Below are 25956 nucleotides of genomic sequence, written 5' to 3' on the forward strand. Positions count from 1 at the left end.
AATTGTGACGCGGAGCGTCACGACAGGCATTCCCACGCGGAGCGTGAGGAACGATATGTGCCTGGAGCGACTGGGGCGCCCGGAGGTAAAAACGCCGATTATCGTGAGCGGGCAATGCGGCGCACAGCTTTACAGCGCAAACCCTTCGATGCGCACCAATGCAAGGCAGGAAAAATCATGCGCCGGACGCCGTTGTAAACGCTGCGCAGCCTTGCGGGCATTGCCAATTCGGGCCTGGAGCACTGCCGACGCAAGCTGGCACAGCCCCTGCATAATCTTGAACAACCCCACCATGAATGTGGTCGGGCCGCCCCGGTTGATCGACGTTGATCGCCAGTCTCGAAGAGACCAGAGGGCCACATGGGTGCATCCGGCAACGTGGCTTGATGGCATCCCCGAACACCCAATAAGAGAACAGGCAAAGGCGCCTGGAACCGAAAGGTTCCGGGCGCTTTTTTTTTGCTTCAAAAAACCTGATTGGCCTCGGCCGGGACTTGCTATGAACACCACAGTCTTCCCCATGAACGATGTAAAAACCCTGATCGTCGTCGGTAATGGCATGGTCGGACACCATTGCGTCGAGCAGTTGATCGCAGGCGGCGCACTGGAGCGTTATCGCATCCATGTATTTGGCGAAGAAGCACAGCGTGCCTACGACCGCGTGCATTTGTCCGAATACTTTACCGGCCGCGATGCCGAGTCGCTGGCCATGAGTGAAATGTCTGTCTACGAACAACCTGGCCTGACGCTGCACCTGGGCGTACCGGTGCTGGAGATTGATCGTGATCGTCATGAAATCATCACCGCCGAAGGCTGCTTCAGCTACGACAAGCTGATCCTGGCCACAGGCTCCTTCCCGTTCGTACCGCCGATCGAGGGCGCACAGGGCAACTCGCGGCTGGTCTATCGCACGCTTGAGGACCTGGACACCATTCGCTACGCCGCCTCGAAAGCTCGCCGTGGCGTGGTAGTCGGCGGTGGTCTGCTCGGGCTTGAAGCGGCCAATGCACTGAAATCGCTTGGCCTGGAAGCCCATGTTGTCGAGTTCGCCCCGCGCTTGATGCCGGTGCAACTGGACGAGCACGGCGGGGCCGCCTTGAAAGCGCGTATCGAAGCGCTGGGCGTCGGCGTACACCTGTCGCGCGCCACACAATCGATCAGCGACGGCAAGCAATACCGCTATCGCATGAACTTCGCCAACGACGAATTTCTGGAAACCGATCTGATCGTGTTCTCTGCCGGTATCCGCCCGCAGGACGCTCTGGCTCGCCAGTGTGAACTGGAACTCGGCCCGCGTGGCGGTATTGCAATCGACGAGCACTGTCGCACCAGTGACGCCGATATCTATGCAATCGGCGAGTGCGCGGCCTGGAACGGCAGCGTATTCGGCCTGGTAGCACCCGGTTATCAGATGGCCCGTGGCGTAGCTGCACAGTTGTGCGAAAAGGACACTGAGCCGTTCTTCGGTGCCGACATGTCCACCAAGCTCAAGCTGCTGGGCGTGGATGTCGGCTCCATTGGTGACGCGCACGGTGCGCTGGCCGGGGCTGTCAGTTATCGTTTCATTGACGAAGCCACCGCCAGCTACCGTCGCTTGGTGGTGTCGGCCGATGGCAAACAGGTACTCGGCGCTGTGCTGGTCGGCGACAACAGTTACTACGACACCCTGCTGCAATATGCGCAGAACGGCATCCCGCTGCCCGCCGATCCATTGAGCCTGATTCTGCCGCGTGGCGAAGGCGCGCCGACGCTGGGTGCCGATGCCCTGCCCGCCACCGCGACCATCTGTTCCTGCCATAACGTCAGCAAGGGCTCTATCTGTTCGGCAATCGACAATGGCTGCACCGACCTCGCCGGGATCAAGGCCTGCACCAAAGCGGCCACCGGCTGTGGCGGCTGCACCGCGCTGCTCAAGCAGGTGTTCGAGCATGAGTTGATGGCGCGCGGTGTGGCGGTCGACAAAAGCCTCTGCGAGCACTTCGCCTACACCCGCCAGGAGTTGTACTCGATGGTCCGCGTCGAAGGTATCGAGACCTTTGACGAGCTGCTGACTCGCCATGGCAAAGGCGCGCATGGCTGCGACATCTGCAAGCCTGCGGTCGGCTCGATTCTCGCTTCGTGCTGGAACCGCCCCATCACCGAACCTTCGCTGGTGCCACTGCAGGACACCAACGACACCTTCATGGCTAACATGCAGAAAAACGGCACCTACTCGGTCGTACCGCGTATTCCGGGCGGCGAAATCACCCCCGACGGGCTGATCGCGATTGGTGCCGTGGCCAAGAAGTACGACTTGTACACCAAGATCACCGGCGGCCAGCGCATCGACCTGTTCGGCGCGCAACTGCATGAACTGCCGGACATCTGGAGTGAGTTGATTGAGGCGGGTTTCGAGACCGGGCATGCCTACGGCAAATCGACCCGGACGGTTAAGTCCTGCGTCGGCAGTACCTGGTGCCGCTATGGCGTGCAGGACAGCGTCGCCATGGCACTGCGCATCGAGGACCGTTACAAGGGGCTGCGCTCACCGCACAAACTCAAGTTCGCCGTATCCGGCTGCACCCGCGAGTGCGCCGAAGCGCAGAGCAAGGATGTGGGTGTGATTGCCACCGAGAACGGCTGGAACCTGTACCTGTGCGGCAACGGCGGCATGCGTCCGCGCCACGCCGAGCTGTTCGCCACCGACCTGGATGACGAAACCCTGATTCGCTACATCGACCGTTTCCTGATGCTCTACATCCGCACTGCCGACAAGCTGCAACGCACCTCGATCTGGCGTGAATCGCTGGAAGGCGGCCTCGACTATCTCAAGGCGGTGATTGTCGATGACAGCCTGGGGCTGGCCGCAGAGCTGGAGTCGCAGATGCAACTGGTGGTCGACCGCTATGAATGCGAATGGGCCAATGCCCTCAAGGACCCGGAGAAGCTCAAGCGCTTCCGCACCTTCGTCAACGACGGACGTGGCGACCCGGACGTGCATTTCGTCAAGGAGCGCGCCCAGCGTCGTCCGGCAAAACCCGAAGAGCTGGCCCTTATCCCGCTGTTCAAGGAGGTGGTGTAATGAATTCGTCCAACACCGTATTAGCGGGCGAAAACGCCCATTCTGCACTGCAACTGCACTGGCATGCCCTGTGCGGACGCAAGGATCTGGTCGCCAACTCCGGCGTGGTAGCGTGGCTGGACGGCGCGCAGGTAGCGCTGTTCTACCTGCCTGAAACCCCTGAGGGCGAACAGCTTTTTGCCATCGACAACCGCGACCCCAAGTCCGGTGCCAATGTGATCGGTCGCGGACTGATTGGCCATATCGCTGGCGAGCTGGTGATTGCCTCGCCGTTGTACAAGCAGCATTTTCGTCTGCACGACGGTAGTTGCATTGAGTACCCGGAACAACGTCTGGAGGTCTGGCCGGTACGGCTTAACGGAGATCAGGTAGAGATTGCCGTCTAGCTGATAACAATAGGGCCAGACAACCTGATCGCTGGCCGACCAGGCTGTTGCGTGGGATGAATGACCGACTATTGCAGCTCGGACAACAGCGCTTTGTTGAAGCCCTGCGGATCTTCCATCTGCGGGGCATGCCCCTTGCCCTTGAACTCCACCAGTCTGGCACCAGGGATCATCTGCGCCACCTGCTTGCCCAATACCTTGTAATTGCCGATCTTGGCCTTGACCTCGGGCGGTGCGATATCGCTGCCGATGGCAGTGGTATCGGCATCGCCGATCATCAACACGGTCGGCACCTGCAGCCTGGGAAACTCGTAGAACACTGGTTGGGTAAAAATCATGTCGTAGATCAGCGCCGAGTTCCAGGCAACGATCTTATGGCCCGGCCCCTTGTTCAGGCCCGCCAGCATGTCGACCCACTTGTCGTATTCAGGCTTCCAGCGCCCGTCGTAGTAGGTCTTCTGCTCGTAGGCGCGAATGCCTTCGGCGGTGGTTTTCAGTTCGCGCTCATACCACTGATCGACGCTGCGGTAAGGCACGCCAAGGGCCTTCCAGTCTTCCAGACCGATCGGGTTGACCATCACCAGTTTCTCGGTCTGTTTCGGGTACATCAGCGCGTAACGCGTGGCCAGCATGCCGCCGGTGGAATGGCCGACGACCGACGCCTTGTCGATACCCAGCTTTTCGAGCAACGCGTGGGTGTTCATCGACAACTGCTGGAAGCTGTATTGATAGTGCGCAGGTTTGGTCGAGGTGCAAAAACCGATCTGGTCAGGCGCAACAACGCGATAGCCCGCAGCACTCAGCCCCTCGATAGTGTCTTCCCAGGTCGCGGCGCAGAAATTCTTGCCATGCATCAGCACCGCGGTGCGGCCATTGGCCTTGCCGGTGGGTGCGACATCCATGTAACCCATTTCCAGCGTCTGGCCCTGGGACTGAAAACTGAATTTGTGCAGCGCGTGGGGGTAAGTGAAACCTTCCAGTTGCTGGCCATAACCGGGCGTTTCAGCCAGTGCTGCGCCTGACAGCGTCAACGACATCAACATGCCGGCAATCTTTGCAGCCCGCATAAGGGGCACCTCCTGTAGCCTGTGGATAGGGGTCGAAATCTGCAGCCGCTTCCACGTTAAACCGCAGACCAGCAAGTAGACCTTGTTTCCCACTACAGATTCGCCCCTTTCCTGCCTGTAGAACCGTAAGCAGACGTTTCATCATGCCAGCCCGACGGCGGCAAAACGCTGGACGCCCCCTGCCACGCTTGCCTAGACTGAGCCGTCGGTTACAGGCCGTCGTGGTCAGCCAGGTCTGATGCCAAGGAACAGCAATGAATCGAAATGAACTGCGCAAGGCCGACATCAACCTGATGGTGGTCTTCGAGACATTAATGCAGGAGCGTAACGTCACCCGGGCAGCCGAAAAGCTGTTTCTCGGCCAACCCACGATAAGCGCCGCACTGAATCGCCTGCGCAACCTGCTCAATGACCCGTTGTTCATCCGCGTCGGGCATCGTATGGAGCCGACCGCGCGCGCCCATGAGATTCTCAAGCACCTGACGCCAGCGCTGGATGCCATGTCTACCGCGCTGAGCCTGACCACCGATTTCGATCCCTCGGTCAGCAAGATGACTTTTCGCATCGGCCTGACCGACGACGTCGAATTCGGCCTGTTTCCCGCCATGCTCAAGGCCATCCGCGAGGAGGCGCCTGGCGTGGTGATCGTGGTCAAGCACGTCGACTATCTGAATATCTCCGAAGTGCTGATGTCCGGAGACATCACCGTCGGCGTCTGCCTGACCCGTGAGCTGCCGGCCAATGCCAAACGCAAGACGCTGCGCAACGTGCAGCCACGGCTGGTACGCGCCGACAAACCACGCGGCCCGATGAGCATCGACGAATATTGTTCACGACCTCATGTGGTGGTGTCGCACGTGGCCAGCATCAGCAGCTTTGCCGATGAGTGGCTGACCGCACTGGGTCGCAAGCGTCAGGTCGTGTTGTCAGTGCCGCAGTTCGCCACCCTGCCCGCACTGATGGCTGGCACCGACATGATTTCGGGCCTGTCCGACTACGCGGCCAAGGCCATGAGCGCCTTGGGTCTGCTGTATGACGAGCCGTTGCCCTTCCCCACGCCGGGGCTGGACCTGTCGATGACATGGCTGAGTGTGATGGACAGCGACCCTGCCGAGCGTTGGCTGCGCAGCAGGATCGAGGAGTTCATGGGCGAGCGCCAGGAAGCGCCCGCCCTGGCCGGTTGATCAGCCGAAACGACCGGTAATGTAGTCTTCGGTCTGGGTCTTGGAGGGCTTGGTGAAGATGGTGTCGGTGTCGCCGTGCTCGATCAGTTCACCCATGAACATGAAGGCGGTGTAGTCGGAGCAACGCGCCGCCTGCTGCATGTTGTGGGTCACGATGATCACGGTGAACTGCTCCTTGAGTTCAGTGATCAGCTGTTCGATACGCCCGGTCGAAATCGGGTCAAGTGCCGAAGTGGGCTCATCGAGCAGCAACACCTGAGGGCGCAGCGCGATGGTGCGGGCGATGCACAGACGTTGCTGCTGACCACCGGACAGACCGGTTGCGCTCTGCTTGAGCTTGTCCTTGACCTCATCCCACAACGCCGCACCACGCAGTGCCTGCTCGACGCGATCTTCCATTTCCCGACGCGACAGCTTTTCGTGGTGCTTGATGGCATAGGAAATGTTGTCGTAGATCGACATCGGAAACGGCACTGGCTTCTGGAACACCATGCCCACGTGACTGCGCAGGCGGTTCATCGAGTAGCCTGGCGCCAGGATGTTTTCGCCATTGAGCAGCACTTCGCCGCGCGCTTCCTGTTTCGGGTACATCGCGTAGATACGGTTGAAAACGCGCAGCAGGGTCGATTTACCGCAACCCGACGGGCCGATGATCGCAGTGATGCGCTTCTCGGGGATGGTCATGTCGATGGACTTCAACGACTTCTGGTTGTTGTAGAAAAACTCCAGACCGCGCACTTGGATCTTGGTCTTTTCGTTGGCCAGGGAAAGGTTGTTCATCAGGACGCCCTATTGCGCAGAAGAATTAAGCGAGACAGCAGACTCAGTATCAGTACGAACAACGTCATGACCAGCGCACCGGCCCATGCCAGGGAGTGCCAGTCATCGAACGGGCTCATGGCGTACTGGAAAACCACCACCGGAACACTGGCGATTGGTTTGAGCAGATCACTGCTCCAGAACTGGTTGCCGAAAGCGGTGAACAGCAGCGGCGCGGTCTCGCCGGTGATACGTGCCAATGCGAGCAATACGCCGGTAACCACACCCGCCTTGGCAGCGCGCAAGACGATTTGCAGAGTCAGCTTCCATTGCGGCACACCCAGCGCCAGTGCGGCTTCACGCATGGTCGAGGGTTGCAGTTGCATCATTTCGTCAGTGGTACGCACCACCACCGGGATCACCAGCAATGCCAGAGCCAGCGCGCCGGCAATCGCCGAAAAGCCCACTTGATGGCCTGTGACTGCGTTGAGCGGCAGTACCACAACGGTGTAAACGAACAGGCCGAGCACGATGGAAGGTGCCGACAGCAGGATGTCGTTAATAAAGCGTACTGCGTTACCCAGCTTGGTGTAGCGAGCAAACTCGGCCAGCCAGATACCGGCCATCAGGCCGATTGGTGTACCGATCAACAGGCCTATGCCCGACATCAGCACGCTGCCATAGAACGCGTTGGCCAGGCCACCCTCGGTGCCAGGCGGCGGGGTCATGCCGGTGAACAACTGCAGGTTTAGCGCGTCGATACCCTTGATGATAGTGGTCAGCAGAATCCACACCAGCCACAGCAGGCCGAAGGCAGTGGCACCACAGCTGAGCACCATCGCAATCTTGTTCTTGATGCTGCGAACCCGATACAGGCTCTCGCTGCCTGTCACATCCTTACTCATAACCCCTCCTTACGCGAAAGGCGCGACAGCATCAGACGTGCAAGGGCCAGCACGATGAAGGTGACCACAAACAACAGGAAGCCAAGGGCGATCAGTGCCGAACGGTGCAAGTCGGTATAGGCTTCGTTGAACTCGTTGGCGATCACCGAAGCAATGGAACTGCTCGGCATCATCAGCGATGCAGAGAACTGATGGGCGTTGCCCAGTACAAAGGTGACCGCCATTGTTTCACCCAGCGCGCGTCCCAAGCCGAGGAACACACCGCCGACCACTGCCGAACGGGTGTAAGGCAGCACGATGTCCCAGACCACTTCCCAGGTCGTGCCGCCCAGTGCGTAGGCCGACTCTTTGAGGGCCACGGGCACGGTACGGAAGACTTCCTGCATAACCGAGGTAATGAACGGCGTGATCATGATCGCCAGCACGATACCGGCGGTCAGCATGCCGATACCCAGCGGCGGGCCTTGAAACATCGGACCGATCAGCGGCAGTGCGCCGAGGTTTTCGGTGATCCAGGGTGACAGGTGTTCAGCCATGAACGGGCCAAAGACAAACAGCCCCCACATGCCGTAGATGATCGACGGGATACCTGCCAGCAGCTCGATGGCCGAGGCAATCGGCATGCGCAGCCAAGGCGGAGCTACTTCGGTCAGAAAGATTGCAATGCCGAAACTCACCGGGACGGCGATCAGCAAAGCCAGAAAAGAGGTAACCAGGGTGCCGTAGATCGGAACCAGCGCGCCGAACTTGCCGGCGTTCACGTCCCACTCGGTGCTGGTCAGAAAGCCAAACCCGAAAGTCTGGAATGCCAGACTGCCGCCCCACAGGGTCGACAAGGCAATACAACCCAGCAAAGCAAGCACCAGCATTGCTGCGGCCTGCAATGAACGCTTGAACCACAGGTCATGACGATGATCCCGTTTGGCGCGCTTCTCGCCCTCGGACTCACCAGCGGAGACGTTAGCGGACAGGTATTGGGGGTTTTCAGTCATGTTGAGGCCACTCGCAAGGAAAAGCCCCTGTCACCGAGCCTATATCGCGGCTGATGACAGGGGTGGTACGGGTTGAATCACTTACTTGGTGAATTCCGTTTTCCAGTAGCTTTCCACGCGTTCGACCAGCGATTTCGGCAATGCTACGTATTCCAGCTTCTCGGCCTGTTTCTGGCCGTTTTCCAGGGACCATTTGAAGAAGTCGAAAGCGGCTGCGCTTTTCTCTTCGTTCTTGGCTTTCTTGTACATGATGATCCAGGTGGTCGCGGTGATCGGCCATGCAGCCTCACCCGGCGCGTTGGTCATGATCAGGTTGAAGTCTTTGGCGCTCGCCCAGTCGGCAGTGTCAGCAGCGGCAGCAAAAGCCTTGGCGTCTGGCTTGATGAATTTGCCGGCAGCGTTTTTCAACTGGGTGTAAGACAACTTGTTGGTCGTCGCGTAGGAGTACTCAACGTAACCGATCGAACCCTTGATCTGTTTCACGTAGGCAGAAACACCTTCGTTACCCTTGCCACCCACACCGGCTGGCCACTGCACGGTCGAACCGAACTTCAGCTTCTCGTTCCACTCCGGGCTGACTTTGCTCAGGTAGTTGGTGAAGTTGTAAGTTGTACCCGAACCGTCCGAGCGGTGAACAACGGTGATCGCAGTATCAGGCAGCTTCACGCCCGAGTTCAGGGCAGTGATTGCCGGGTCGTTCCACTTCTTGATGTCGCCCATGAAGATCTTGGCGATAGTTGGGCCGTCCAGCTTCAGCTCGCCACTTTCAACGCCTTCGACGTTGACGATCGGCACGATACCGCCGATGACGCTTGGGAACTGACCCAGACCGCCAGCCTGCAGGTCCTCAGCGGACATAGGGGCGTCGGATGCACCGAAGTCAACAGTCGCTGCCTTGATCTGGGCAATACCGCCGCCCGAACCGATGGACTGATAGTTGATACGGTTATCCTTGGTTTTGCTGTAGTCCTGGGACCACGCTGAAATAACCGGGTAGACGAAACTCGAACCAGCACCTGTGACATCAGTCGCATGGGCCACACCGCTGAGGCACAGCGAAGCGATCAGAAGCGACAAGCGTTTTTTAGTCAGCAGTATCACGGTAATACCTCAGTCCAGGAGATTGTGTGGTGGCCCAGTTAAGGAGGCCCGAGGCGGATTTAAAACCTGAAATGTTGCTGTTTCATGACAATCCAACGAATCGTGTCGGTGAGGGAACTTTTTTGTAGGCGATTTCCTACGCTGCCGACGCTGAAAAACCCTGTAGAGCCCAATGTTTACGGCGAAATCATGCCCCACAGCGCAAAATAGCTTTTTGCCACCCTTAGATAGATAGCCAAACGCCATCTGCGTTATAAAAATGTAAGAAAGTATGATTTTAAGAATCGTTGGGGATGACCAGACGGTCACGTTATAGCTAAATCAACTTAAAAATTTTCCATCAGCGCTCATCACATCTATGCAAATCAGCGAATGCAAAAGGTTTGAAACCGCCGACGCAAGGAGTCGGCATTGGTGGGAGCGTGTCGCACGAAGCTACCGTTCGTCGGGTTCAACGGCACCTATGGCCACTGGCCAATGACCAATGACCAATGACCAATGACCAATATACGTACGTTAAAGAACTACTTTAAAACAACGGAGTAAGCATCATGATCAAGACCAAACTGACTGCCCTCACCCTGGCAGGCCTGATGGCCGTCGCTTCGGGTGCAGCCTTTGCCGAATCGACGACCAGCTCTGAAACGCCAATCAACAAGAATGCGACCAAGCTGCCGGGCACTAACACCCAGCCGATGGACCGCACCTCTTCCGAAACTCCTGGCGCGCAAACAGACAGCAAAAAAGCGGCTGCCGAAAAGTCGATGAATCATGACAAGGGCGCACATGGCACGCACGACAAGAGCAACGTTACTGAAAAAACCAAGACTCAGTAATTATGCTTCTGACGCGGGCAGGACAACATGTTTTGCTCGCGGGTCAGTGGCAGATCCCGTAACACCGTTCTACCCCATTGCACTCACGGAGGTTGCAGCATGATCAGGAATAGATTGGGGGCATTAGGCCTTGCAGCACTGCTGGCGCTCTCGTGCGCAAGCGCATTCGCAGGCTCTACAGGCCCGACGAACCCGGTAGGCGACGGTCCGAAAGTACCCGGCACCGGAACGGAAAAGAACGTGGACGGAACCAGTCCCGGCGCGCCAGGCACAAGCCCCGGCACCAAAGGCATGGACCCGCTGCCCGGAAAGAACGGCAGTGCGGCTGACAAGCCTCATGACTCGAAACAACCGCATGACGCCAATCACCAAGACAGTCAGGATGAACACAAAGCGCCTTGATGGCAGGCCAGCTCTTCAATGACGTCGGCAGCATGTTCAGTTGCCCACTGCACATAACACACCTCCACCGGCATACCATGCTCGGCGCAGAAATCCAGCCAGCGCAGTTGGTTGTCCTGGAGACGATCCCCTGGTCCTTTGACCTCTATCATTCGATAACGCCGCTGCTCCGGGAAGAACTGGATCAAGTCCGGCATTCCGGTCCGGTTGGCTTTTACATCCTGCAACAGACGACGAAACCAGTGACGCAGGTGCTCAGCGGGCAGGCAATACAGTGCCTGCTCCAATAGCTGCGGCGTCAATGCAGCCCAGAATACGAAGGGTGATTGCAGGCCGAATTTGCTTTGAAAATGCTCGCGAATGGTCGTCAGATATTCACCTGACTCCAGTTGCATCAGGCAGGCATCGAACAATGCCACCCTGTTTTGATAGAAATCCGGGCTGTACAGGTCGCTGGGCGCACTGTGAAACGGGTGAAAGAATGCGCCAGGCAAGGGCGCGAAAATGGCCTTCCAGCACAGCAGACCAAACAGGGAATTGATCAGCGCATTCTCGACGTAATGCACTTCCCCACCCTGCTCTTGTTCAAGGTGCTGGCGTATCAGACGTTCGACACTCACCCCCGCCAATGGCGCAACCTGCACGTCCAGCCGCGAGACGATACGCGCCGCGCGCCTGCGCTCGACCGTCAGGCCGAGCTTGCGTTGCAGTCGTGGCAACACGCGCGACAAATGCTGAACCTCGGCATCACTTTCCGGGGCACTCCGCGCCTGCTGCACAAGCGTCATGGCGGCTGCGTATTCGGCGTTGCGTTCCAGCACCCGGATCTGCCGCGAACGCGCGCCGGGGTAGCTGGACTGACGGTACACCGCCATCGCCAGAGGCCAGTCCTGCAGGCGCTCGGCCTGTTGCCCGATGCGAAACAGCAGTTTGGCGCGGCGCATATGCAACCACGCATTGCCGCACTGGACCGCGATGACCTGTTCGGCCAGCGCATGCAGATCGATGCAGGCTTCCAGCGCTTCTCGACAGGCATGCAATTGCAGGCACACATCGATGTCGGCGCGCTGATTGATGACGCGCGACTGCACCGAAAATTCGACCTTTTCGTAGCGGTAGATACCCAGATCAGCCAGCACGAACTCTGACCACTCCTGATACAGATTGCCGAAGTACAACAATCGCAGGCGGTCACAGAGCGGCATGATGTTCAGGCCGAACACGGCGTCAGACAACGTCGGGTGCCATTGCTCAAGTGCCTGTGGCGCTTCATACAACGGCTGCAAGCGCTCCAGCCATGCCTGCTTGCGCTCTGGCCCCTTGACTGCATGGGCTTTGAAGCACTGGGTCAGCTCGTCGCGGCGCAGCAACTGGAACAGTTCGCTCAAACCCAGTGGCGGGCTGGTGACGACCCAGCCGCGATCCAGCAGCGGCTGCACTGCCTCACGAGGGTCGCCGATTTCGACGTAACTCAGTTTGCTGGCCCGAAACAATACGCCCTTGCGCATCACCATGCGTACCAGCAGACCCTGGGCACGCACGGGCGCCTCGGCAAACTCGCTGATGAAACGGCGCTCGGCTGCGTCGAGCAGGTCGTCGTAGCGCAGGGCAATCCAGGCAAGGACCTGCCGGAAGTTTTCCAGGTAATAGAACGGATTGTCGAGAGGAGCAGTATTCAAGGCCAGCGTTCACATGAAAATGATCAGACTGGACAAGAATACTGGTTATCCGTACAGATTCCAGCTCAAATACCTGCTGAGCGCCGGTCGGCCGATCAATGGCACGTATCGCGGCCAGACAGTCGGCCTTAGAATCAGTGGGATAACCTCTGTAGCCAAGAGTCGGATATGCAAACGCCACTGGTTTATCTCGCAGGCTTCGACGTGTTCCGGCCCGACGCCGTCGAGTACGGACGCTACCTCAAGGCGTTATGCTCGGCACACGGGCTTGAAGGTTTGTACCCCTTCGACAATGAAGTGACCCTCGGGCGCACGCCGCATGAAACTGCGCAGCAGATTTACTCGATGAATATCGCGATGATTCATCGCTGCTCTGCCGTACTGGTCAACCTGAATGTGTTTCGCGGTCTGGAGCCGGATTCGGGCAGCGCATTTGAAGTCGGTATGGCGGTGGCATTGAACAAGCCCGTTTGGGCGTACTTCGAGCCAGTGACCTCGTTGCGCGAACTGGTTTCTCATGATGAACACGGGTTTGATCGCGACGGCTTTATGGTTGAGGACTTCGACTTGCCCCGCAACCTGATGCTCGCCTGTAGCTGGGCGGGTACCAGCTCTACCGTGGAGCTGGGTGCCGAGGCACTGGCAAGGTACCTGAATGGCTTAAAGGTCATGCCCGGCGAGTAGCTGAACGCACGCGCTCACCCCCAACCCAGAAAGTCCCCGCCGTTGTCACGCAGCATCTGCAACATGCCCTCTGCCGCTGGCGACAGGTAGCCGCCCTTGCGCAGGGTCACGCCGATTGTGCGCTTGAGCGTGGTCTGTTCCAGTGGCACTTCACGCAGGTGTTGCATGGTCTTGCCAAACTCCAGCGACTCGCGGGCGATGAAGCTCAGCAGGTTGCTTTGAGCAATCAAGCCTGGCAACAGGGAGATCGAGTTCGCCTCGATCTGCACTGTCGGCAGCGGCAGGCCGTTGGCAGCAAAGGTCGCGTCCAGCCACTTGCGTGATGAAACGCTGACTGGCGGAAGTACCCAGCGATACGCGCAGAGGTCACTCATCTTCAATGAGGTCTTGAAGATCGGGTGGTGTTTGCTGGCGACCACCACGGCTTCGTCCCTGAGTATGGCGAAGCTGGTGACGTCTTCGCTATCGGGTGCCAGTGCGCAGATGATCATGTCCAGCTGCCCTGAACGCAGCGACTCACGCAACAGGTCATCCTGGCCTATCACCAGCTTGAAAGTGACATCCGGCGTACGCTGTAACAGGGCCGAGGTCAGTTTCGGCATCAGGTATTCCGCCATCGTCGCGGCGCAGCCGACGCGAATGTTGCCCACCATGCCACTGGCGAAATCCCTTACTTCCCGCTGGGTCTGGGCAATGCTCTGCTGCAGTTCCTTGCCGCGTGCCTGCAACAGCTCACCCACCGGGGTCAGTTTGATGCGTCGACCGTCACGCTGAAACAGCCGCGTTCCGAATGATTCCTCCAGCCGCTGAATGCTTTTTGTCAGCGCGGGCTGACTGCGATTGAGCTTTTCCGCGGCTCGCCCGAGGTGGCCCAGTTCGGCAATGGTTTCAAAATAAGTGAGATCGCGCAGGTCCATATCTATCAACCAAAGTTATCAATTCATGATTATTAGAAAATAGACTTGATCGGTTGCCAAGTCGATACTGTTTGCATGTGATCCACCCGATTCAAGGAGAACGTCCTTGTCACACGCTTCACGCTTTTCACTTTCCACCCTTGCCCCGTTGACTCAATGGACGGGCCTGATCCTGATGGCCGGTGCTGCCGGTCAACTGCTCAAACTGTTCAATATGCCTGCTGCGATGTTCCTCGGCCCCATGCTGGTTGCTATCGGCTTTGGCGTGTCGGGCGCCACCATCCGCATGCCCAAGCGGGCGTTTCAACTCGGCCAGGGCACCGTTGGTGTGCTGATTGCGCATGCCATGTCAGTCAGCGTATTGCTCACGGCGCTACAGTCCTGGCACGTCATGCTGCTGGCCACGATCCTGACTGTGGTGCTGAGCGCGGCGGTGGGTCTGGTACTGGTGCGCTTTGGCGGAATCCCGAGTAACACTGCCGCCTGGGGCACGTCGCCCGGCGCAGCTTCGGCGATGGTCGCCATGTCCGAGGATTACGGCGCAGACTCGCGAGTCGTTGCCACCATGCAATATGTGCGCGTGGTCTGCGTGGTCACCATCGGCGCGCTGGTCAGCCATTTCATCGGCGCACCGGATTCCGGGGCTGACCTGCACAGCACCGCAGCCGCCTTACATAGCCTGAACCTGATCGACCTCGCCCTGAGTCTGGCAGTGATCGTAACGGGCGTAGCACTGGGCTCGCGCCTGCCAGCGGGTGCCTTACTGGTGCCGTTGATGCTGGGCGGCGCGCTGCAACTGAGCGGCGTCATGCAGATCAGCATTCCTGACTGGCTGCTGCCAATTGGCTATGGTGCTATCGGCTGTTATGTAGGGCTGCGTTTCGACCGGCCGACAGTGCAATACGTGTGGCGACGACTGCCGATGATGATTCTGGCCTCACTGCTGCTGATCGTTCTGTGCGCCCTGTCGGCCTGGCTGATTGCAGTGATGATGGGCAAGGATTACCTCTCGGTGTACCTGGCAACCAGCCCGGGCGGCCTGGACACCATGGCCATTATTGCCATCGATACTCATGCCGATGTCGGCTTCGTGCTGGCCATGCAGACCCTGCGCCTGTTCGGCGTGATCCTGACCGGCAGTTTCCTGGCCCGGCAGATTATCCGCCTGAGCGACAAACGCATCCCTGCGCTCTGATTGCCGATGCCAGGCTCAGCCGTTCACTCATGCCCCGCCAGAGCACTGGCCAGGCTGGGTGCCAGCGGCAACACCGGCAACAGCGTGGCCTGATAGGCGTGATAAAGGTCCGGCTTGCCCGGCCAGATATCAGCACTTGGTTCGTTGCGCTGGTTCAGCTCATGGCGCCAGCTGCCATGCTCATGATCGATGAACAGGGTCTCGTTGAATTCCCAGAAACGGCGATACCAATCTTCGTACTGTTGCTCGCCGGTACGTTGCAGCAACGCTGCAGCAGCAGCGGCCGCTTCGCAGTGGGTCCAGTGCAGGCGATGACGGACCACTGGCTGGTTCTGCCAGTCAAGGGTGTAGACGATACCCGGCGCACCGTCGACATCCCAGCCGTAGCGGCAGGCATTGGCAAACAGCTGGCGGGCGTCATCCAGTAACCATTCCGGATTTGAACGCCCGGCGTGGCGACGCGCGGCCTCCAGATGCAGCACCAGCCGTGCCCACTCGAAGGCATGCCCCGGCGTGGTGCCGAACGGCCGGAAGCCATCAGCCGGGTTTTCGCGGTTGTAATCGGGCAGCGGTTGCCAGTTTTGTGTGAAGTGCTCGATGACCTGAAAATTGTTGGCCCCGGCATGTTGATGGATCACCCGCTCGACAATGCTCAACGCCCGGTCGAGCCATTGAGCATCGCCGGTCACGTCGGCCAGCGCGAGGAAGGCTTCGGTGCTGTGCATGTTGCTGTTGGCACCGCGATAGGCCTCTTCGTTGCTCCAGTCCTGCGCAAACGACTCACGCATGGCACCTTCCTGCTCGCTCCAGAAACGGGTCTGGATGATCTGGATGGCCTCGGACAGCAATGCTTGCGCGCCAGGCCGCCCCGCCACCACGGCAGAACTGGCCGCCAGTGCGACGAAAGCGTGCAGATACGCTTGTTTGTCGGTTTTGCCGCCGTCTTCGAGCGCGGCACTGAACCAGCCATCGTGTTCGGCATCGCGCAACGGGCCACGCAATGCGGCGATGCCATGATCGACCAGTGCGGCACAGCCGGGTATGCCTTGCGCATGGGCCATGGCAAAACAGTGGGTCATACGTGCGGTATTCATGGTTTCGGCCGTGGCGCCGACCATCAGACGGCCGTAGTCATCAAGACTGCCAAAACCGTTGTCGAGTCGGGAAGCCTTGGCGAAGGTCAACAGACGGTTGCCTTCCAGTGCCAGCCATTGATGATGGGCTGGCGAGCGCAGCCAACTGCTGAAGGTGTGATTATTATTATCCATGACGCGATGCCGCCCCCTTCGATAAGGTTGTGCCCAGACTGTACCGGAGGTCATTTCGACCGAGGGCATAATGCGCGCCCGGTCGATCGTCGGCAAGCGGACACAACCTGTATCAATGTAGGGTTTTACACCTTGAAGCGTGAGACCACCTGATTCAGGTCAGCAGCAAGACGCGACAATTCATGACTCGACGCACTGATCTGGTTGGCACCCTGAGTCGACTGCATGGACAGATCGCGAATGTTGACGATGTTGCGGTCGACTTCACGCGACACTTGCGCCTGTTCTTCCGCAGCGCTGGCAATCACCAGATTACGCTCGGAAATCTGATTGATCGACGATGTGATATCACTCAACGACTCGCCCGCGCCCTTGGCCAGCGCCAACGTCGAATCGGCCCGGTCGCGGCTGGTGTTCATCGAGTCGAGCGCCTGCGCAGAAACGCTGCGCATGGCATTGACCATCGAGTCGATTTCCAGCGTCGACTGCTGTGTTCGATGCGCCAACGCACGGACTTCATCCGCCACTACCGCGAAACCACGGCCCGACTCGCCCGCGCGCGCCGCCTCGATGGCCGCGTTGAGCGCCAGCAGGTTGGTCTGTTCGGCAATCGAGCGGATCACGTCCAGCACCTTGCCGATATCCTGAGACTGATTGGCAAGGTTCTGCACCAGTGTCGAGGTGGCCTGCACGTTGTCGGTCAGTGTCTGGATCGACTGCACCGTCTCGATCACCCGCGTCTGGCCTGCCAGTGCCGAGGTACTGGACTGGGTGGAGGCGTCCGACGTGGACACGGCGTTACGCGCGACTTCTTCTACCGCCGAGGTCATTTCGTTGATCGCCGTGGCGGCCTGATCGATCTCTGCATTCTGCTGGTTCAATCCGCGATAGCTGTCCTCGGTGACCGAGTTTAGCTCGGTGGCCGCCGACGCCAGCTGGGTAGCCGAGCTGCCGATGTGGCGCATGGCTTCACGCAAATTGACCTGCATCATTGCCAGCGCACGCAGCAGTCGGGTGACTTCGTCTTCGCCGTCGACCTCGATGGTATGGGTCAGGTCGCCGTTGGCAACCTGCTCGGCAGCAGTGACGGCACGTTGCAACGGCCCCACGATACTGCGGGTCAGCCAGAGCGCCAAACCGATGGTGCACAATGCGGCGATAACGACAAAGACAATGACGATGTCACGCGATTTGTCGTACTGGGCTTCGGCCGACTTGCCTTCGGCATCCACCTTGGTGACATAGAAATCAGCCAGATCATTGAGCTGTTTGCCGGAGCCATCGACGATCTGCTTCATATCGACCAGCAGCAGCTTGTTCAGACCGGTGCTGTCGCCCTGCCCGGCGAGAACAAAAGAGCGATCCAGCGCGCTGCGGTATTGACCCATGGTGACCATGAACTGGTCAGTCAGGGTCTTCTCTTCAGGGGTGTCGACGAACGTCTTGAGAATGCCCAGCTTCTTGTCCAGATCACCCAGACGTACGTCCAGTTGCCCGCGATAGGTCGGAATGCTCGCAGGGTCGGTGTCGAGCGCCATGCGCAAGGAGATGGTCCGGATACGCAGCATGATTTCCCGGATATCGTTGACCACTCGCATGCTGGGCAGCCAATTGGTCTCCACTGCCACTTCGCTCTGGCGAATGGTCGACATCTGTGCCAGCGCGAACCATCCAAGTAAAGCCACCAACAGGGAAATCAGGGTAAAACCCAGACCGGCACGACGAGCGATTGTGAGTGTGCGTAGATTCATGACCAGTGCTCTTTTGTATTTGGAGGGCAGTATCTGACGCCAAGTTGTCAGACAACCGAGAGCGTATCGTCCTTGTCCGACAATTCTTTAGGATTGCTGGTGATAATCAGGTTTTTTACTCAAAAGGCCGATCGGCCAACTGGACCGAGCCTGTGCAAGGCGCTGCCCGAAGGGCAGCCTTCAGCGTCCTGCCGCCATTTGCCAGAGCCGCGCCAGGTCACGCGCGCGGTCGTGCAGCAGGCGACTGGCATCGCGACAGGCCTGTTCAAGGCTCATCGGCCCGCTGGCCAGCGCGAAGGCCGCGCCAATGCCGTGCGGGTAAAGCTGCTCGTAGCCTTCGCCCAGCGTTCCAGCCAGCACGATCACTGGCACTTGCTGGCGCTTCGCGACGCGCGCGACGCCAAGCGGCGTCTTGCCGCGCAAGGTCTGCGCATCAAAACGGCCTTCGCCGGTGATGACCAGGTCGGCCCCGGTCAACGCCTGCTCCAGCCCGGTCAGCTCGGCAACCACCTCAACGCCTGCGCGAAACGAGGCATTCAGATACGCCTTGGCAGCAAAGCCCATTCCGCCTGCCGCGCCGCTGCCAGGGCTGTTGCGCTGGTCCAGACCGAGGATCCGCGCCGAATGGTCGGCGAAACACCCAAGTGCGGCATCCAGCGCCACAACCTGCTCGGGCGATGCGCCTTTTTGCGGGCCGAAGATATGCGAGGCGCCATTCGGTCCACACAGAGGATTATCGACGTCGGCGGCAATCTCGACGCACACGTCAGACAAGCGCGGATCAAAGCCGCTCAGGTCGATACGGGCCAGATCGGCAAGCGCGAGACCGCCCGGTGGCAAGGGCTGATCGTCGGCATCGAGAAAGCGTGCGCCCAATGCCGAGAGCATGCCGCTGCCGCCGTCGTTGGTTGCGCTGCCACCGATGGCCAGAATCACGCGACGGGCACCCGCATCCAGTGCCGCCGAGATCAACTGGCCCGTACCTGCTGTGCTGGTCACACAGGCATCGCGCTGTGCCAGCGTCAGTAATTGCAAGCCACTGGCCATGGCCATTTCGATGATTGCCGTTCTGCTCTCGGCCAGCCAGCCCCAATGAGCCTGGACCGGATCGCCCAGCGGTCCGCTGACCCGGGCGCTCATCAGTTCACCATTGCAGGCTGCCAGCAACGCTTCGATGGTGCCCTCCCCGCCATCTGCCATCGGGCATTTGATCAGTTGGGCATGCGGCCAGACCTCGGCCAGACCACTGGCGATGGCGTCGGCAACGGCCTGTGCACTGAGGCTGTCCTTGAACGAGTCGGGGGCGATGACTATTTTCATTGTTGTTCTCCATATCCGATGCTCGCATGCTCTCATCCGCCACCGGGTTTGCCGCCAGCCCTTCGCACAACGATCGGCAACCGTTATCGGGCATTTGAACAAAAACCGTGTTCAGTCGTGACGAGTGATCATCTGCGTGCCCAGATACAGACGCAGCAGGTCATTGGTCTTGTAAGGATCGCAGCCGGTCAGCTCGCCGATCTTCTCCAGCCGGTAACGCAGGCTGTTGCGATGGATGCCCAGGGCTTCGGCGCAGGCCTGGCTTTCGCCGCTGTACTCGAACCATTTGCACAGGGTGTCAAGCAGTTGTACGTGGTTATGCAAACGGCCAATCGGCTCGGCGACGTCTTCAGCCAGCCAGTCGTGGCGGTAGCGCCAGAACAGCACCGGCAAACGGTACGCCTCAAGACGCAGCAAGCGTTGCCCCGGCAGAGCCTGACTGGCGTAATCGAGCAGATCCCGCGCCGCCGCACAGGCATGACGCAAGGCAGGCAGGTCAGCAGACTGAGCCACGGTGGCCATGCGCAGCACCGGCCAGCGGTGCTCATCGAACTGCTTGAGCAGCAGCGCATCGTCACGTTCCTTGCCAGTGGCGCGGCACCAGTACAACAAGGTGGGCTCGCGCAGCACGCACCAGCTGTCGGCGTAACGCGTGCCAAGCCAGGTTGCCACCTGGCTGGCAACCTGCCCTTGCTGGTCAAACTGGATCAATACCACCTGACGCGCCACATGCGGCTGCAAACCAAGCTGGCGGGCTTCATCCACCAGGCTATCGGGGCAATCCGGCAGCAGCAGGCGCGCCAGCAGGTCTTCGCTGCGCTGTGCCCGCCATTGCAGGTCAGCCTGCTGACGACGGTGTTCCATAAGCATCTCGGCGGTCATCTTCACCAGCTCGCCGTACACCCGGACCTCGTCGGGCTCGCCGGTGATGCCGAGCACGCCGACCAATTGATGGTCAAGCATCAGCGGCAGATTGACCCCCGGCTTGACGCCACCGAGCTGCAACGCCGCCTGCGAATCAATTTCCACCACCTGCCGGTTGGCCAGCACCCGCTGCGCGCCCTCATGACGGGTACACAAGCGCTCGGGGTCGCCACTGCCGATGATGATACCCAGGTAGTCCATGACATTGACGTTGTAGGGCAGAATGGCCATGGCCCGGTCGACAATGTCCTGGGCCAGCGCCCGATCAAGGGCGAACATGAAAAGCTCCAGACGCGTGGCAAGGCTTGCAATGGTTAGGCATATGGATACATTTTGTTGAAGTTATAGAACGCCCGAGTGTGCCTGAAAGTGGTCACCGGCGCGACGTACATGGCAGAGTGCCCGCGTCGACCTTTTGAATTTCCACACACGTGCACAGGCCCCTTTTGATCAAATCCCGACTCGCCAGTCTGCTCTCGCTATTGACCCTGCAAGCCTGCACCTCAATGGCGGAAAGCGAAGCACCGACGCAGCGTTTTGAAGACTACCGTCAACAAACCATTGAACTGATCCGCAAGCAACGCAACTTCCAGACCGCCGACCATGAGGCCGAACTGGGCTGGAACGCGCCGCGCCAATGGACCCCGACTGGAACGCCTAAAGGCGGCGTTCTGCTGGTGCACGGGCTGGGTGACTCAGCGTGGTCATTCAATGACGTGGCACAGAAACTCGCCGATCAGGGCTATCTGGTCAGGACTGTGCTGCTGCCGGGGCATGGCACCAGGCCCGAAGACATGCTCGAAGTGCGTCTGGAGCAGTGGCAGCAGGTGGTGCGAGAGCAGACCCAACAGCTAAGCCGCGAGGTGCCGAAAGTCTATCTGGGGGGCTTTTCAACCGGGGCCAATCTGGTGCTCGATTACGCCTATGACCACGAAGAAATTGCCGGGCTGGTGTTGTTCTCGCCGGCATTTCGTTCCAACAGCGGCTATGCCTGGCTGACCCCGTGGATCGGCTGGGCCAGGCCGTGGCTTGCCGCCCCCAACGACGGCCTGCGCCCGATGCAGACGCCGGTTCGTTACATGAACATGCCCACCAACGGTTTCGCCCAGTTCTATCGCAGCAGCGCGCTGACTCAGGACCGCCTGCATCAACGTCGCTATGACAAGCCGGTGTTCATCGCCATCGCCGAGCACGACTCGGTACTCGACACTGATTACGTGCTGGACAATTTCAGCCAGCGCTTCAGTAACCCCGCCAGTCGCCTGATCTGGTACGGCGACCTGCCCGCCCGCGCTGCCAATACGCCGCGCGTCGAGGTGCGCAAGGACTACCTGCCGGAATACCGCATCAGCCGCTTTTCCCACATGGGCCTGCTTTTTTCAGCGGATAACCCGCTTTATGGCGTATCCGGTAGCCAGCGCATCTGCTGGAACGGCCAGAGCACACCGGACACCGCGAAATGCATGGCGGGCGAGCCGGTGTGGTATTCGGACTGGGGCTATACCGAACCGGGCAAGATCCACGCACGCCTGACCTTCAACCCGTATTTCGAGTGGCAAACCCAAGTGATGCTCGGCGTGCTGAATGCAACACAGTAAAACTCAAAGGCTCTTACTCCAGCGGCACCAGTCGCTCACGGCTGTTGCTCAGGTGCGTCCACATCGCCGCACGCGCTGCATCCGGGTCCTTGCGGCGAATAGCGCTGAGCAGTGCTTCGTGTTCAAGGTTGGCCAGATAGCCTTGATGCGCGAGGTTATTGCCCGCCCGCTCGCTTGACGCAATGCGGCTACGCGGAATGATCGCGCTGCCCAGGTGCTGCATGATTTCCATGAAGTACGGGTTGCCGGTGGCTTCGGCGATGAGCATGTGAAAGCGTTTGTCGGCCTCCACACAACTGTCGTCATTGGCCAGCAGATCCTGATAATCGTCCAGTGCCTGACGCATGGCCGCCAGTTGCTCATCGGTGCGGCGCACAGCCGCCAGCGCGACGGCCTGGGTTTCCAGGCCAATACGCAGTTCGATGATATCGCGCACCCGTGAAACGGTTTCAACCTTCAGACGCAGGCCGGTCTGGTCACTGCGCTCCAGCACAAACGTACCGATACCGTGGTGGGTCACCACCAGCCCTGACGCCTGCAACTTGGAAATGGCCTCGCGCACGACAGTGCGACTGACGCCGTGCTCACGAACGATCTGGTTTTCGGAAGGCAGCTTCTGACCGGGTGCGATTTTGCCCAGCAAAATACGCTGGCTCAGTTCGGTGACCAGATCGGTGGCCAGGCTGTGCTGACGACGTTTGGGCGCTGCGCTGACAGGCTCTTGCATGGCGAATGAATCCTGACTTGTCTGGTCGGGCTGCCGTATCACGTTCATGACAGCGCGAATGTGAGGTTGAGTGCGCAAAAAGGCCGGTGGCATCGGCCTGCGCAGTTGTCTTACTTGTATTACAAGCTATCTGTCACTGTCAAAGCTCTTGATTTACCTCGAAGCGTTTTTTTCAATAGCACAGCTTGAAAGAAACGGCCCGTGAATAGGTCATACCCGGCTCATAAAAAGGCTGATACCCAGCAATCAATGGGTAAAAATGTTAAATTAACATCGTCATACTGACGCACCCTGCGCATGTACCTGCATCCAGAAAAACTTTCCCAATCGTCCAAATCATCAGCATCAGGGGATTGCACAAGCCTTTTTTACTTGTATGATGACCGACAATGCAAGGGACACACTTCGCACATACCCGCATAAAAACAACGAGTGGGAGATTCAACTGTGAGCACATCCAATTCCAGGATGGCCGACGGCACTGATTCGGTTCTGAGTTCAGCCGTATCGAAGGTCAAACGTCACGTCCTGCCGCTTTTCGTCATCATGTTTATCGTCAACTACATCGACCGGGTGAACATCGGCTTTGTGCGTTCGCACATGGAGCATGACCTGGGTATCGGTGCTGCTGCCTATGGCCTGGGTGCCGGACTGTTCTTCATCGGTTATGCCCTCTTCGAAGTCCCTTCCAACATCCTGCTGCAGAAAGTCGGCGCACGTATCTGGTTGACGCGGATCATGCTCACCTGGGGCATCGTTGCTGCCTGCATGGCCTTCATCCAGAACGAAACCCACTTCTACATCCTGCGTTTTCTGCTGGGTGTGGCCGAGGCAGGCTTCTTTCCAGGCGTGATCTACTACTTCACCCGCTGGTTGCCCGGGGTTGAGCGCGGCAAGGCAATTGCCATTTTCCTCAGCGGCTCGGCCATCGCTTCGCTGATTTCGGGACCGTTATCAGGCCTGCTGTTGCAGATCACCGGTTTCGGAATGAAAGGCTGGCAGTGGATGTATTTCATCGAAGGCATGTTCTCGGTGGGCCTGTGCTTCTTCGTCTGGTTCTGGCTGGACTCCAAACCGCACGACGCCAAATGGCTGACCCGCGAAGAACAGGACGCGCTGGTCAGCGCCATCGATGCCGAACAGGCTGCCCGCGAAGCGGCGACGCCAGTCAAAGCCTCCATCGGCAAGTTGCTCAAGGACAGCCAGATCATTCTGTTCTGCCTGATCTACTTCTTCATTCAGTTGACCATCTACGCAGCGACCTTCTGGCTACCGAGCATCATCCGCAAAATGGGCAGCCTGACTGACTTTGAAGTCGGCATGTTCAACTCCATTCCATGGCTGCTGTCGATCATCGGCATGTACGCTTTCGCCACGCTGTCCGCCAAGTGGAAGCGCCAGCAGGCGTGGGTAGCGATTGCGCTGCTGATTGCCGCTGCCGGGATGTTCATGTCCACCACTGGCAGCCCGATCTTCGCCTTCGTTGCCATCTGCTTTGCAGCACTGGGTTTCAAGTCGGCTTCGTCGCTGTTCTGGCCCATCCCGCAAGCGTATCTGGATGCACGTATCGCTGCGGCGGTCATTGCGCTGATCAACTCGGTGGGCAACCTGGGTGGCTTCGTGGCACCGACCACTTTCGGCTTGCTGGAAGAGCACACCGGCTCGATCCAGGGCGGGCTGTATGGCCTGACGGTCACATCGATCATTGCCGCGATCATCGTCTTCGCTGCGCGCAATACGCCCAAGCCAGGCGCGACGCCGGTAGCCGCCATCCATACCCCGGCCACGCATTGATGCAGGTTCGAAGCGACGCCATTACAGGCCATATTTTTTTACGGGATCAGCTATGAACATTCAACAAGCCAACATCACCAGCAAGGCCCCTGTCATTACCGAGATGCAGGTAGTGCCAGTGGCTGGCCATGACGACATGCTGCTCAACCTCAGCGGCGCGCATGGCCCTTACTTCACCCGCAATATCGTGATACTCAAGGACAATGCCGGGCATGTCGGCGTCGGCGAAGTGCCGGGTGGCGAGTTGATCCGCCAGACGCTGGAAGACGCACGCTCGCTGGTGGTCGGCAGCAGCATCGGCACTTACCAGAAGATCCTCAATGAGGCACGCAAAGCCTTCGCCGATCGCGATTCGGGCGGCCGCGGCCTGCAGACCTTCGACCTGCGCATTGCCATTCACGCTGTCACCGCGCTGGAAGCCGCCCTGCTCGACCTGCTTGGTCAGCACCTGGACGTACCGGTTGCTGCATTGCTGGGCGAAGGTCAGCAACGTGATCAGGTCGAGATGCTCGGCTACCTGTTTTATGTCGGCGACCAGCGCAAAACCGACCTGGCCTACCGCAGCGAGCCCGACGCCGATAATGACTGGTTCCGCATTCGTCATGAAGAAGCGCTGACTCCGCAGGCGGTGGTCCGTCTGGCTGAAGCTGCGCACCAGCGTTACGGCTTTCAGGACTTCAAGCTCAAGGGCGGCGTACTGAGCGGTGACGCAGAGATCGAAGCCGTCACGGCGCTGGCTGAGCGTTTTCCCGATGCGCGAATTACGCTTGACCCCAACGGAGCCTGGTCGCTCAAGGAAGCCATCCGCCTGTGCCGCGATCAGCATCACGTGCTGGCGTATGCCGAAGACCCGTGCGGAGCGGAAAACGGTTTTTCCGGTCGTGAAGTGATGGCCGAGTTCCGCCGCGCCACCGGGCTGAAGACGGCCACCAACATGATCGCCACCGACTGGCGGGAAATGGGCCATGCCATTCAACTGCAATCGGTGGACATTCCACTGGCTGATCCGCACTTCTGGACCATGCAGGGCTCGGTACGTGTGGCGCAGATGTGCAACGAGTGGGGTCTGACCTGGGGCTCGCATTCCAACAACCATTTCGATATTTCTCTGGCGATGTTCACCCACGTTGCCGCTGCGGCGCCGGGCAACATCACGGCGATTGATACCCACTGGATCTGGCAGGACGGCCAGCGCCTGACCAAGGCCCCGTTGCAGATTATCGGCGGCAAGGTCGACGTGCCCAAGCAGGCGGGGCTGGGCGTCGAGCTGGACATGGACCAGCTGGCCAAGGCTCACGAACGCTACAAAGGCATGGGCCTGGGCGCACGCAATGACGCAGTGGCCATGCAGTTTCTGATCCCGGACTGGAAATTCAACAACAAGCAGCCTTGCCTGATGCGTTGAA

General features: G+C 59.3%; 23 protein-coding genes and 1 pseudogene. 10 read left to right on the plus strand and 14 right to left on the minus strand.

Translation table 11 applies throughout. The annotated features are described in order from the left end of the window. Nucleotides 1-129: 129 nt before the first annotated feature. Nucleotides 130-393: a hypothetical protein gene (locus AC4ANE_RS16385; protein ID WP_134937656.1), complete on the minus strand. Its 264-nt coding sequence runs from the start codon at nt 391-393 to the stop codon at nt 130-132. Nucleotides 394-499: 106 nt separating this feature from the next. On the opposite strand from AC4ANE_RS16385, the gene nirB reads away from it, so the two are divergent. Together nirB and nirD are read left to right on the plus strand one after the other, a co-directional pair. Then, nucleotides 500-3061: a nitrite reductase large subunit NirB gene (gene nirB / locus AC4ANE_RS16390; RefSeq protein ID WP_460408411.1), complete on the plus strand. Its 2562-nt coding sequence runs from the start codon at nt 500-502 to the stop codon at nt 3059-3061. Continuing rightward, nucleotides 3061-3447, plus strand: coding sequence for a nitrite reductase small subunit NirD (nirD, locus tag AC4ANE_RS16395; protein WP_002553915.1), 387 nt, complete (start codon nt 3061-3063; stop codon nt 3445-3447). Before nirB ends, nirD begins: the two co-directional genes overlap by 1 nt. A 68-nt stretch (nt 3448-3515) precedes the next feature. On the opposite strand, the gene AC4ANE_RS16400 is transcribed toward nirD, so the two are convergent. Further along, on the minus strand, nt 3516-4514 hold the full coding sequence (locus AC4ANE_RS16400; protein WP_002553916.1) for an alpha/beta fold hydrolase: 999 nt from the start codon (nt 4512-4514) through the stop codon (nt 3516-3518). Between the two features lie 254 nt (nt 4515-4768). Here AC4ANE_RS16400 and AC4ANE_RS16405 point away from each other — a divergent pair, with 254 nt between their 5' ends. Next, a complete protein-coding gene (locus AC4ANE_RS16405) occupies nt 4769-5698 on the plus strand; it encodes a LysR family transcriptional regulator (protein WP_002553917.1) in 930 nt (309 codons plus the stop codon). Here the strand turns inward: AC4ANE_RS16405 and pstB are convergent, their stop codons facing one another. From pstB to pstS, 4 genes are all read right to left on the minus strand, one after another. Beyond that, complete coding sequence (gene pstB, locus AC4ANE_RS16410) at nt 5699-6478, minus strand: phosphate ABC transporter ATP-binding protein PstB (protein WP_002553918.1); 780 nt, start codon at nt 6476-6478, stop codon at nt 5699-5701. Then, nucleotides 6478-7362: a phosphate ABC transporter permease PstA gene (gene pstA, locus AC4ANE_RS16415; protein WP_002553919.1), complete on the minus strand. Its 885-nt coding sequence runs from the start codon at nt 7360-7362 to the stop codon at nt 6478-6480. Before pstA ends, pstB begins: the two co-directional genes overlap by 1 nt. Next, on the minus strand, nt 7359-8354 hold the full coding sequence (gene pstC, locus AC4ANE_RS16420; RefSeq protein WP_002553920.1) for a phosphate ABC transporter permease subunit PstC: 996 nt from the start codon (nt 8352-8354) through the stop codon (nt 7359-7361). The genes pstA and pstC overlap by 4 nt, the downstream gene beginning before the upstream one ends. Before the next feature lie 81 nt (nt 8355-8435). After that, nucleotides 8436-9455: a phosphate ABC transporter substrate-binding protein PstS gene (gene pstS / locus AC4ANE_RS16425; protein ID WP_002553921.1), complete on the minus strand. Its 1020-nt coding sequence runs from the start codon at nt 9453-9455 to the stop codon at nt 8436-8438. 551 nt (nt 9456-10006) lie between these two features. On the opposite strand from pstS, the gene AC4ANE_RS16430 reads away from it, so the two are divergent. Both AC4ANE_RS16430 and AC4ANE_RS16435 read left to right on the plus strand, forming a co-directional pair. Beyond that, a complete protein-coding gene (locus AC4ANE_RS16430; protein ID WP_002553922.1) occupies nt 10007-10291 on the plus strand; it encodes a hypothetical protein in 285 nt (94 codons plus the stop codon). 99 nt (nt 10292-10390) lie between these two features. Continuing rightward, a complete protein-coding gene (locus tag AC4ANE_RS16435; RefSeq protein ID WP_031594938.1) occupies nt 10391-10693 on the plus strand; it encodes a hypothetical protein in 303 nt (100 codons plus the stop codon). Here the strand turns inward: AC4ANE_RS16435 and AC4ANE_RS16440 are convergent. Next, nucleotides 10669-12372: a VRR-NUC domain-containing protein gene (locus AC4ANE_RS16440; RefSeq protein ID WP_002553923.1), complete on the minus strand. Its 1704-nt coding sequence runs from the start codon at nt 12370-12372 to the stop codon at nt 10669-10671. The genes AC4ANE_RS16435 and AC4ANE_RS16440 overlap by 25 nt on opposite strands. Before the next feature lie 168 nt (nt 12373-12540). Here AC4ANE_RS16440 and AC4ANE_RS16445 point away from each other — a divergent pair, with 168 nt between their 5' ends. Then, entirely contained in the window at nt 12541-13056 is a 516-nt protein-coding gene (locus AC4ANE_RS16445) for a nucleoside 2-deoxyribosyltransferase (RefSeq protein WP_002553924.1), read from the plus strand. A 14-nt stretch (nt 13057-13070) separates the two neighbouring features. Here the strand turns inward: AC4ANE_RS16445 and AC4ANE_RS16450 are convergent, their stop codons facing one another. Further along, entirely contained in the window at nt 13071-13973 is a 903-nt protein-coding gene (locus tag AC4ANE_RS16450) for a LysR family transcriptional regulator (protein WP_002553925.1), read from the minus strand. 106 nt (nt 13974-14079) lie between these two features. On the opposite strand from AC4ANE_RS16450, the gene AC4ANE_RS16455 reads away from it, so the two are divergent. Next, nucleotides 14080-15168 carry an AbrB family transcriptional regulator gene (locus AC4ANE_RS16455; RefSeq protein ID WP_002553926.1) on the plus strand — a complete coding sequence of 363 codons (1089 nt, stop codon included), beginning with the start codon at nt 14080-14082 and terminating at the stop codon, nt 15166-15168. Nucleotides 15169-15191: 23 nt separating this feature from the next. Here the strand turns inward: AC4ANE_RS16455 and AC4ANE_RS16460 are convergent, their stop codons facing one another. From AC4ANE_RS16460 to AC4ANE_RS16480, 5 genes and pseudogenes are all read right to left on the minus strand, one after another. Continuing rightward, nucleotides 15192-16436, minus strand: a complete 1245-nt coding sequence (locus AC4ANE_RS16460) for a D-mannose isomerase (RefSeq protein ID WP_002553927.1) — start codon at nt 16434-16436, stop codon at nt 15192-15194. Nucleotides 16437-16561: 125 nt separating this feature from the next. Then, nucleotides 16562-17428 (minus strand): methyl-accepting chemotaxis protein, encoded by an 867-nt coding sequence (locus AC4ANE_RS16465; protein ID WP_374191733.1) that lies wholly within the window; start codon nt 17426-17428, stop codon nt 16562-16564. Beyond that, a pseudogene (locus tag AC4ANE_RS16470) lies at nt 17417-18187 on the minus strand (MCP four helix bundle domain-containing protein); the annotation flags it as partial. The gene AC4ANE_RS16465 and the pseudogene AC4ANE_RS16470, both read right to left, overlap by 12 nt. Nucleotides 18188-18367: 180 nt before the next feature. Next, on the minus strand, nt 18368-19507 hold the full coding sequence (locus AC4ANE_RS16475) for a glycerate kinase (protein WP_002553929.1): 1140 nt from the start codon (nt 19505-19507) through the stop codon (nt 18368-18370). 111 nt (nt 19508-19618) lie between these two features. Continuing rightward, a complete protein-coding gene (locus AC4ANE_RS16480) occupies nt 19619-20710 on the minus strand; it encodes a sugar diacid recognition domain-containing protein (protein WP_002553930.1) in 1092 nt (363 codons plus the stop codon). Between the two features lie 227 nt (nt 20711-20937). Between AC4ANE_RS16480 and AC4ANE_RS16485 the strand changes: the two genes are divergently transcribed. Next, on the plus strand, nt 20938-22029 hold the full coding sequence (locus tag AC4ANE_RS16485) for an alpha/beta hydrolase (RefSeq protein ID WP_031594939.1): 1092 nt from the start codon (nt 20938-20940) through the stop codon (nt 22027-22029). A 13-nt stretch (nt 22030-22042) separates the two neighbouring features. On the opposite strand, the gene AC4ANE_RS16490 is transcribed toward AC4ANE_RS16485, so the two are convergent. Further along, nucleotides 22043-22756, minus strand: a complete 714-nt coding sequence (locus AC4ANE_RS16490; RefSeq protein ID WP_002553932.1) for a FadR/GntR family transcriptional regulator — start codon at nt 22754-22756, stop codon at nt 22043-22045. 468 nt (nt 22757-23224) lie between these two features. Between AC4ANE_RS16490 and AC4ANE_RS16495 the strand changes: the two genes are divergently transcribed. Continuing rightward, nucleotides 23225-24550, plus strand: coding sequence for an MFS transporter (locus AC4ANE_RS16495; RefSeq protein WP_005745896.1), 1326 nt, complete (start codon nt 23225-23227; stop codon nt 24548-24550). Nucleotides 24551-24602: 52 nt separating this feature from the next. Further along, complete coding sequence (gene gudD / locus AC4ANE_RS16500; RefSeq protein WP_002553934.1) at nt 24603-25955, plus strand: glucarate dehydratase; 1353 nt, start codon at nt 24603-24605, stop codon at nt 25953-25955. Nucleotide 25956 lies beyond the last annotated feature (1 nt).

The organism is Pseudomonas sp. Pme6b, from assembly GCF_058129925.1.

What these genes read in the sequence shown, in the direction of transcription:
- AC4ANE_RS16385 (WP_134937656.1), bottom strand. Translation starts at nt 393, where the DNA reads ATGCCATCAAGCCACGTTGCCGGATGCACCCATGTGGCCCTCTGGTCT.
- nirB (WP_460408411.1), top strand. Translation starts at nt 500, where the DNA reads ATGAACACCACAGTCTTCCCCATGAACGATGTAAAAACCCTGATCGTC.
- nirD (WP_002553915.1), top strand. Translation starts at nt 3,061, where the DNA reads ATGAATTCGTCCAACACCGTATTAGCGGGCGAAAACGCCCATTCTGCA.
- AC4ANE_RS16400 (WP_002553916.1), bottom strand. Translation starts at nt 4,514, where the DNA reads ATGCGGGCTGCAAAGATTGCCGGCATGTTGATGTCGTTGACGCTGTCA.
- AC4ANE_RS16405 (WP_002553917.1), top strand. Translation starts at nt 4,769, where the DNA reads ATGAATCGAAATGAACTGCGCAAGGCCGACATCAACCTGATGGTGGTC.
- pstB (WP_002553918.1), bottom strand. Translation starts at nt 6,478, where the DNA reads ATGAACAACCTTTCCCTGGCCAACGAAAAGACCAAGATCCAAGTGCGC.
- pstA (WP_002553919.1), bottom strand. Translation starts at nt 7,362, where the DNA reads ATGAGTAAGGATGTGACAGGCAGCGAGAGCCTGTATCGGGTTCGCAGC.
- pstC (WP_002553920.1), bottom strand. Translation starts at nt 8,354, where the DNA reads ATGACTGAAAACCCCCAATACCTGTCCGCTAACGTCTCCGCTGGTGAG.
- AC4ANE_RS16430 (WP_002553922.1), top strand. Translation starts at nt 10,007, where the DNA reads ATGATCAAGACCAAACTGACTGCCCTCACCCTGGCAGGCCTGATGGCC.
- AC4ANE_RS16435 (WP_031594938.1), top strand. Translation starts at nt 10,391, where the DNA reads ATGATCAGGAATAGATTGGGGGCATTAGGCCTTGCAGCACTGCTGGCG.
- AC4ANE_RS16445 (WP_002553924.1), top strand. Translation starts at nt 12,541, where the DNA reads ATGCAAACGCCACTGGTTTATCTCGCAGGCTTCGACGTGTTCCGGCCC.
- AC4ANE_RS16450 (WP_002553925.1), bottom strand. Translation starts at nt 13,973, where the DNA reads ATGGACCTGCGCGATCTCACTTATTTTGAAACCATTGCCGAACTGGGC.
- AC4ANE_RS16460 (WP_002553927.1), bottom strand. Translation starts at nt 16,436, where the DNA reads ATGGATAATAATAATCACACCTTCAGCAGTTGGCTGCGCTCGCCAGCC.
- AC4ANE_RS16465 (WP_374191733.1), bottom strand. Translation starts at nt 17,428, where the DNA reads ATGATGCAGGTCAATTTGCGTGAAGCCATGCGCCACATCGGCAGCTCG.
- AC4ANE_RS16475 (WP_002553929.1), bottom strand. Translation starts at nt 19,507, where the DNA reads ATGAAAATAGTCATCGCCCCCGACTCGTTCAAGGACAGCCTCAGTGCA.
- AC4ANE_RS16480 (WP_002553930.1), bottom strand. Translation starts at nt 20,710, where the DNA reads ATGTTCGCCCTTGATCGGGCGCTGGCCCAGGACATTGTCGACCGGGCC.
- AC4ANE_RS16485 (WP_031594939.1), top strand. Translation starts at nt 20,938, where the DNA reads ATGGCGGAAAGCGAAGCACCGACGCAGCGTTTTGAAGACTACCGTCAA.
- AC4ANE_RS16490 (WP_002553932.1), bottom strand. Translation starts at nt 22,756, where the DNA reads ATGCAAGAGCCTGTCAGCGCAGCGCCCAAACGTCGTCAGCACAGCCTG.
- AC4ANE_RS16495 (WP_005745896.1), top strand. Translation starts at nt 23,225, where the DNA reads ATGGCCGACGGCACTGATTCGGTTCTGAGTTCAGCCGTATCGAAGGTC.
- gudD (WP_002553934.1), top strand. Translation starts at nt 24,603, where the DNA reads ATGAACATTCAACAAGCCAACATCACCAGCAAGGCCCCTGTCATTACC.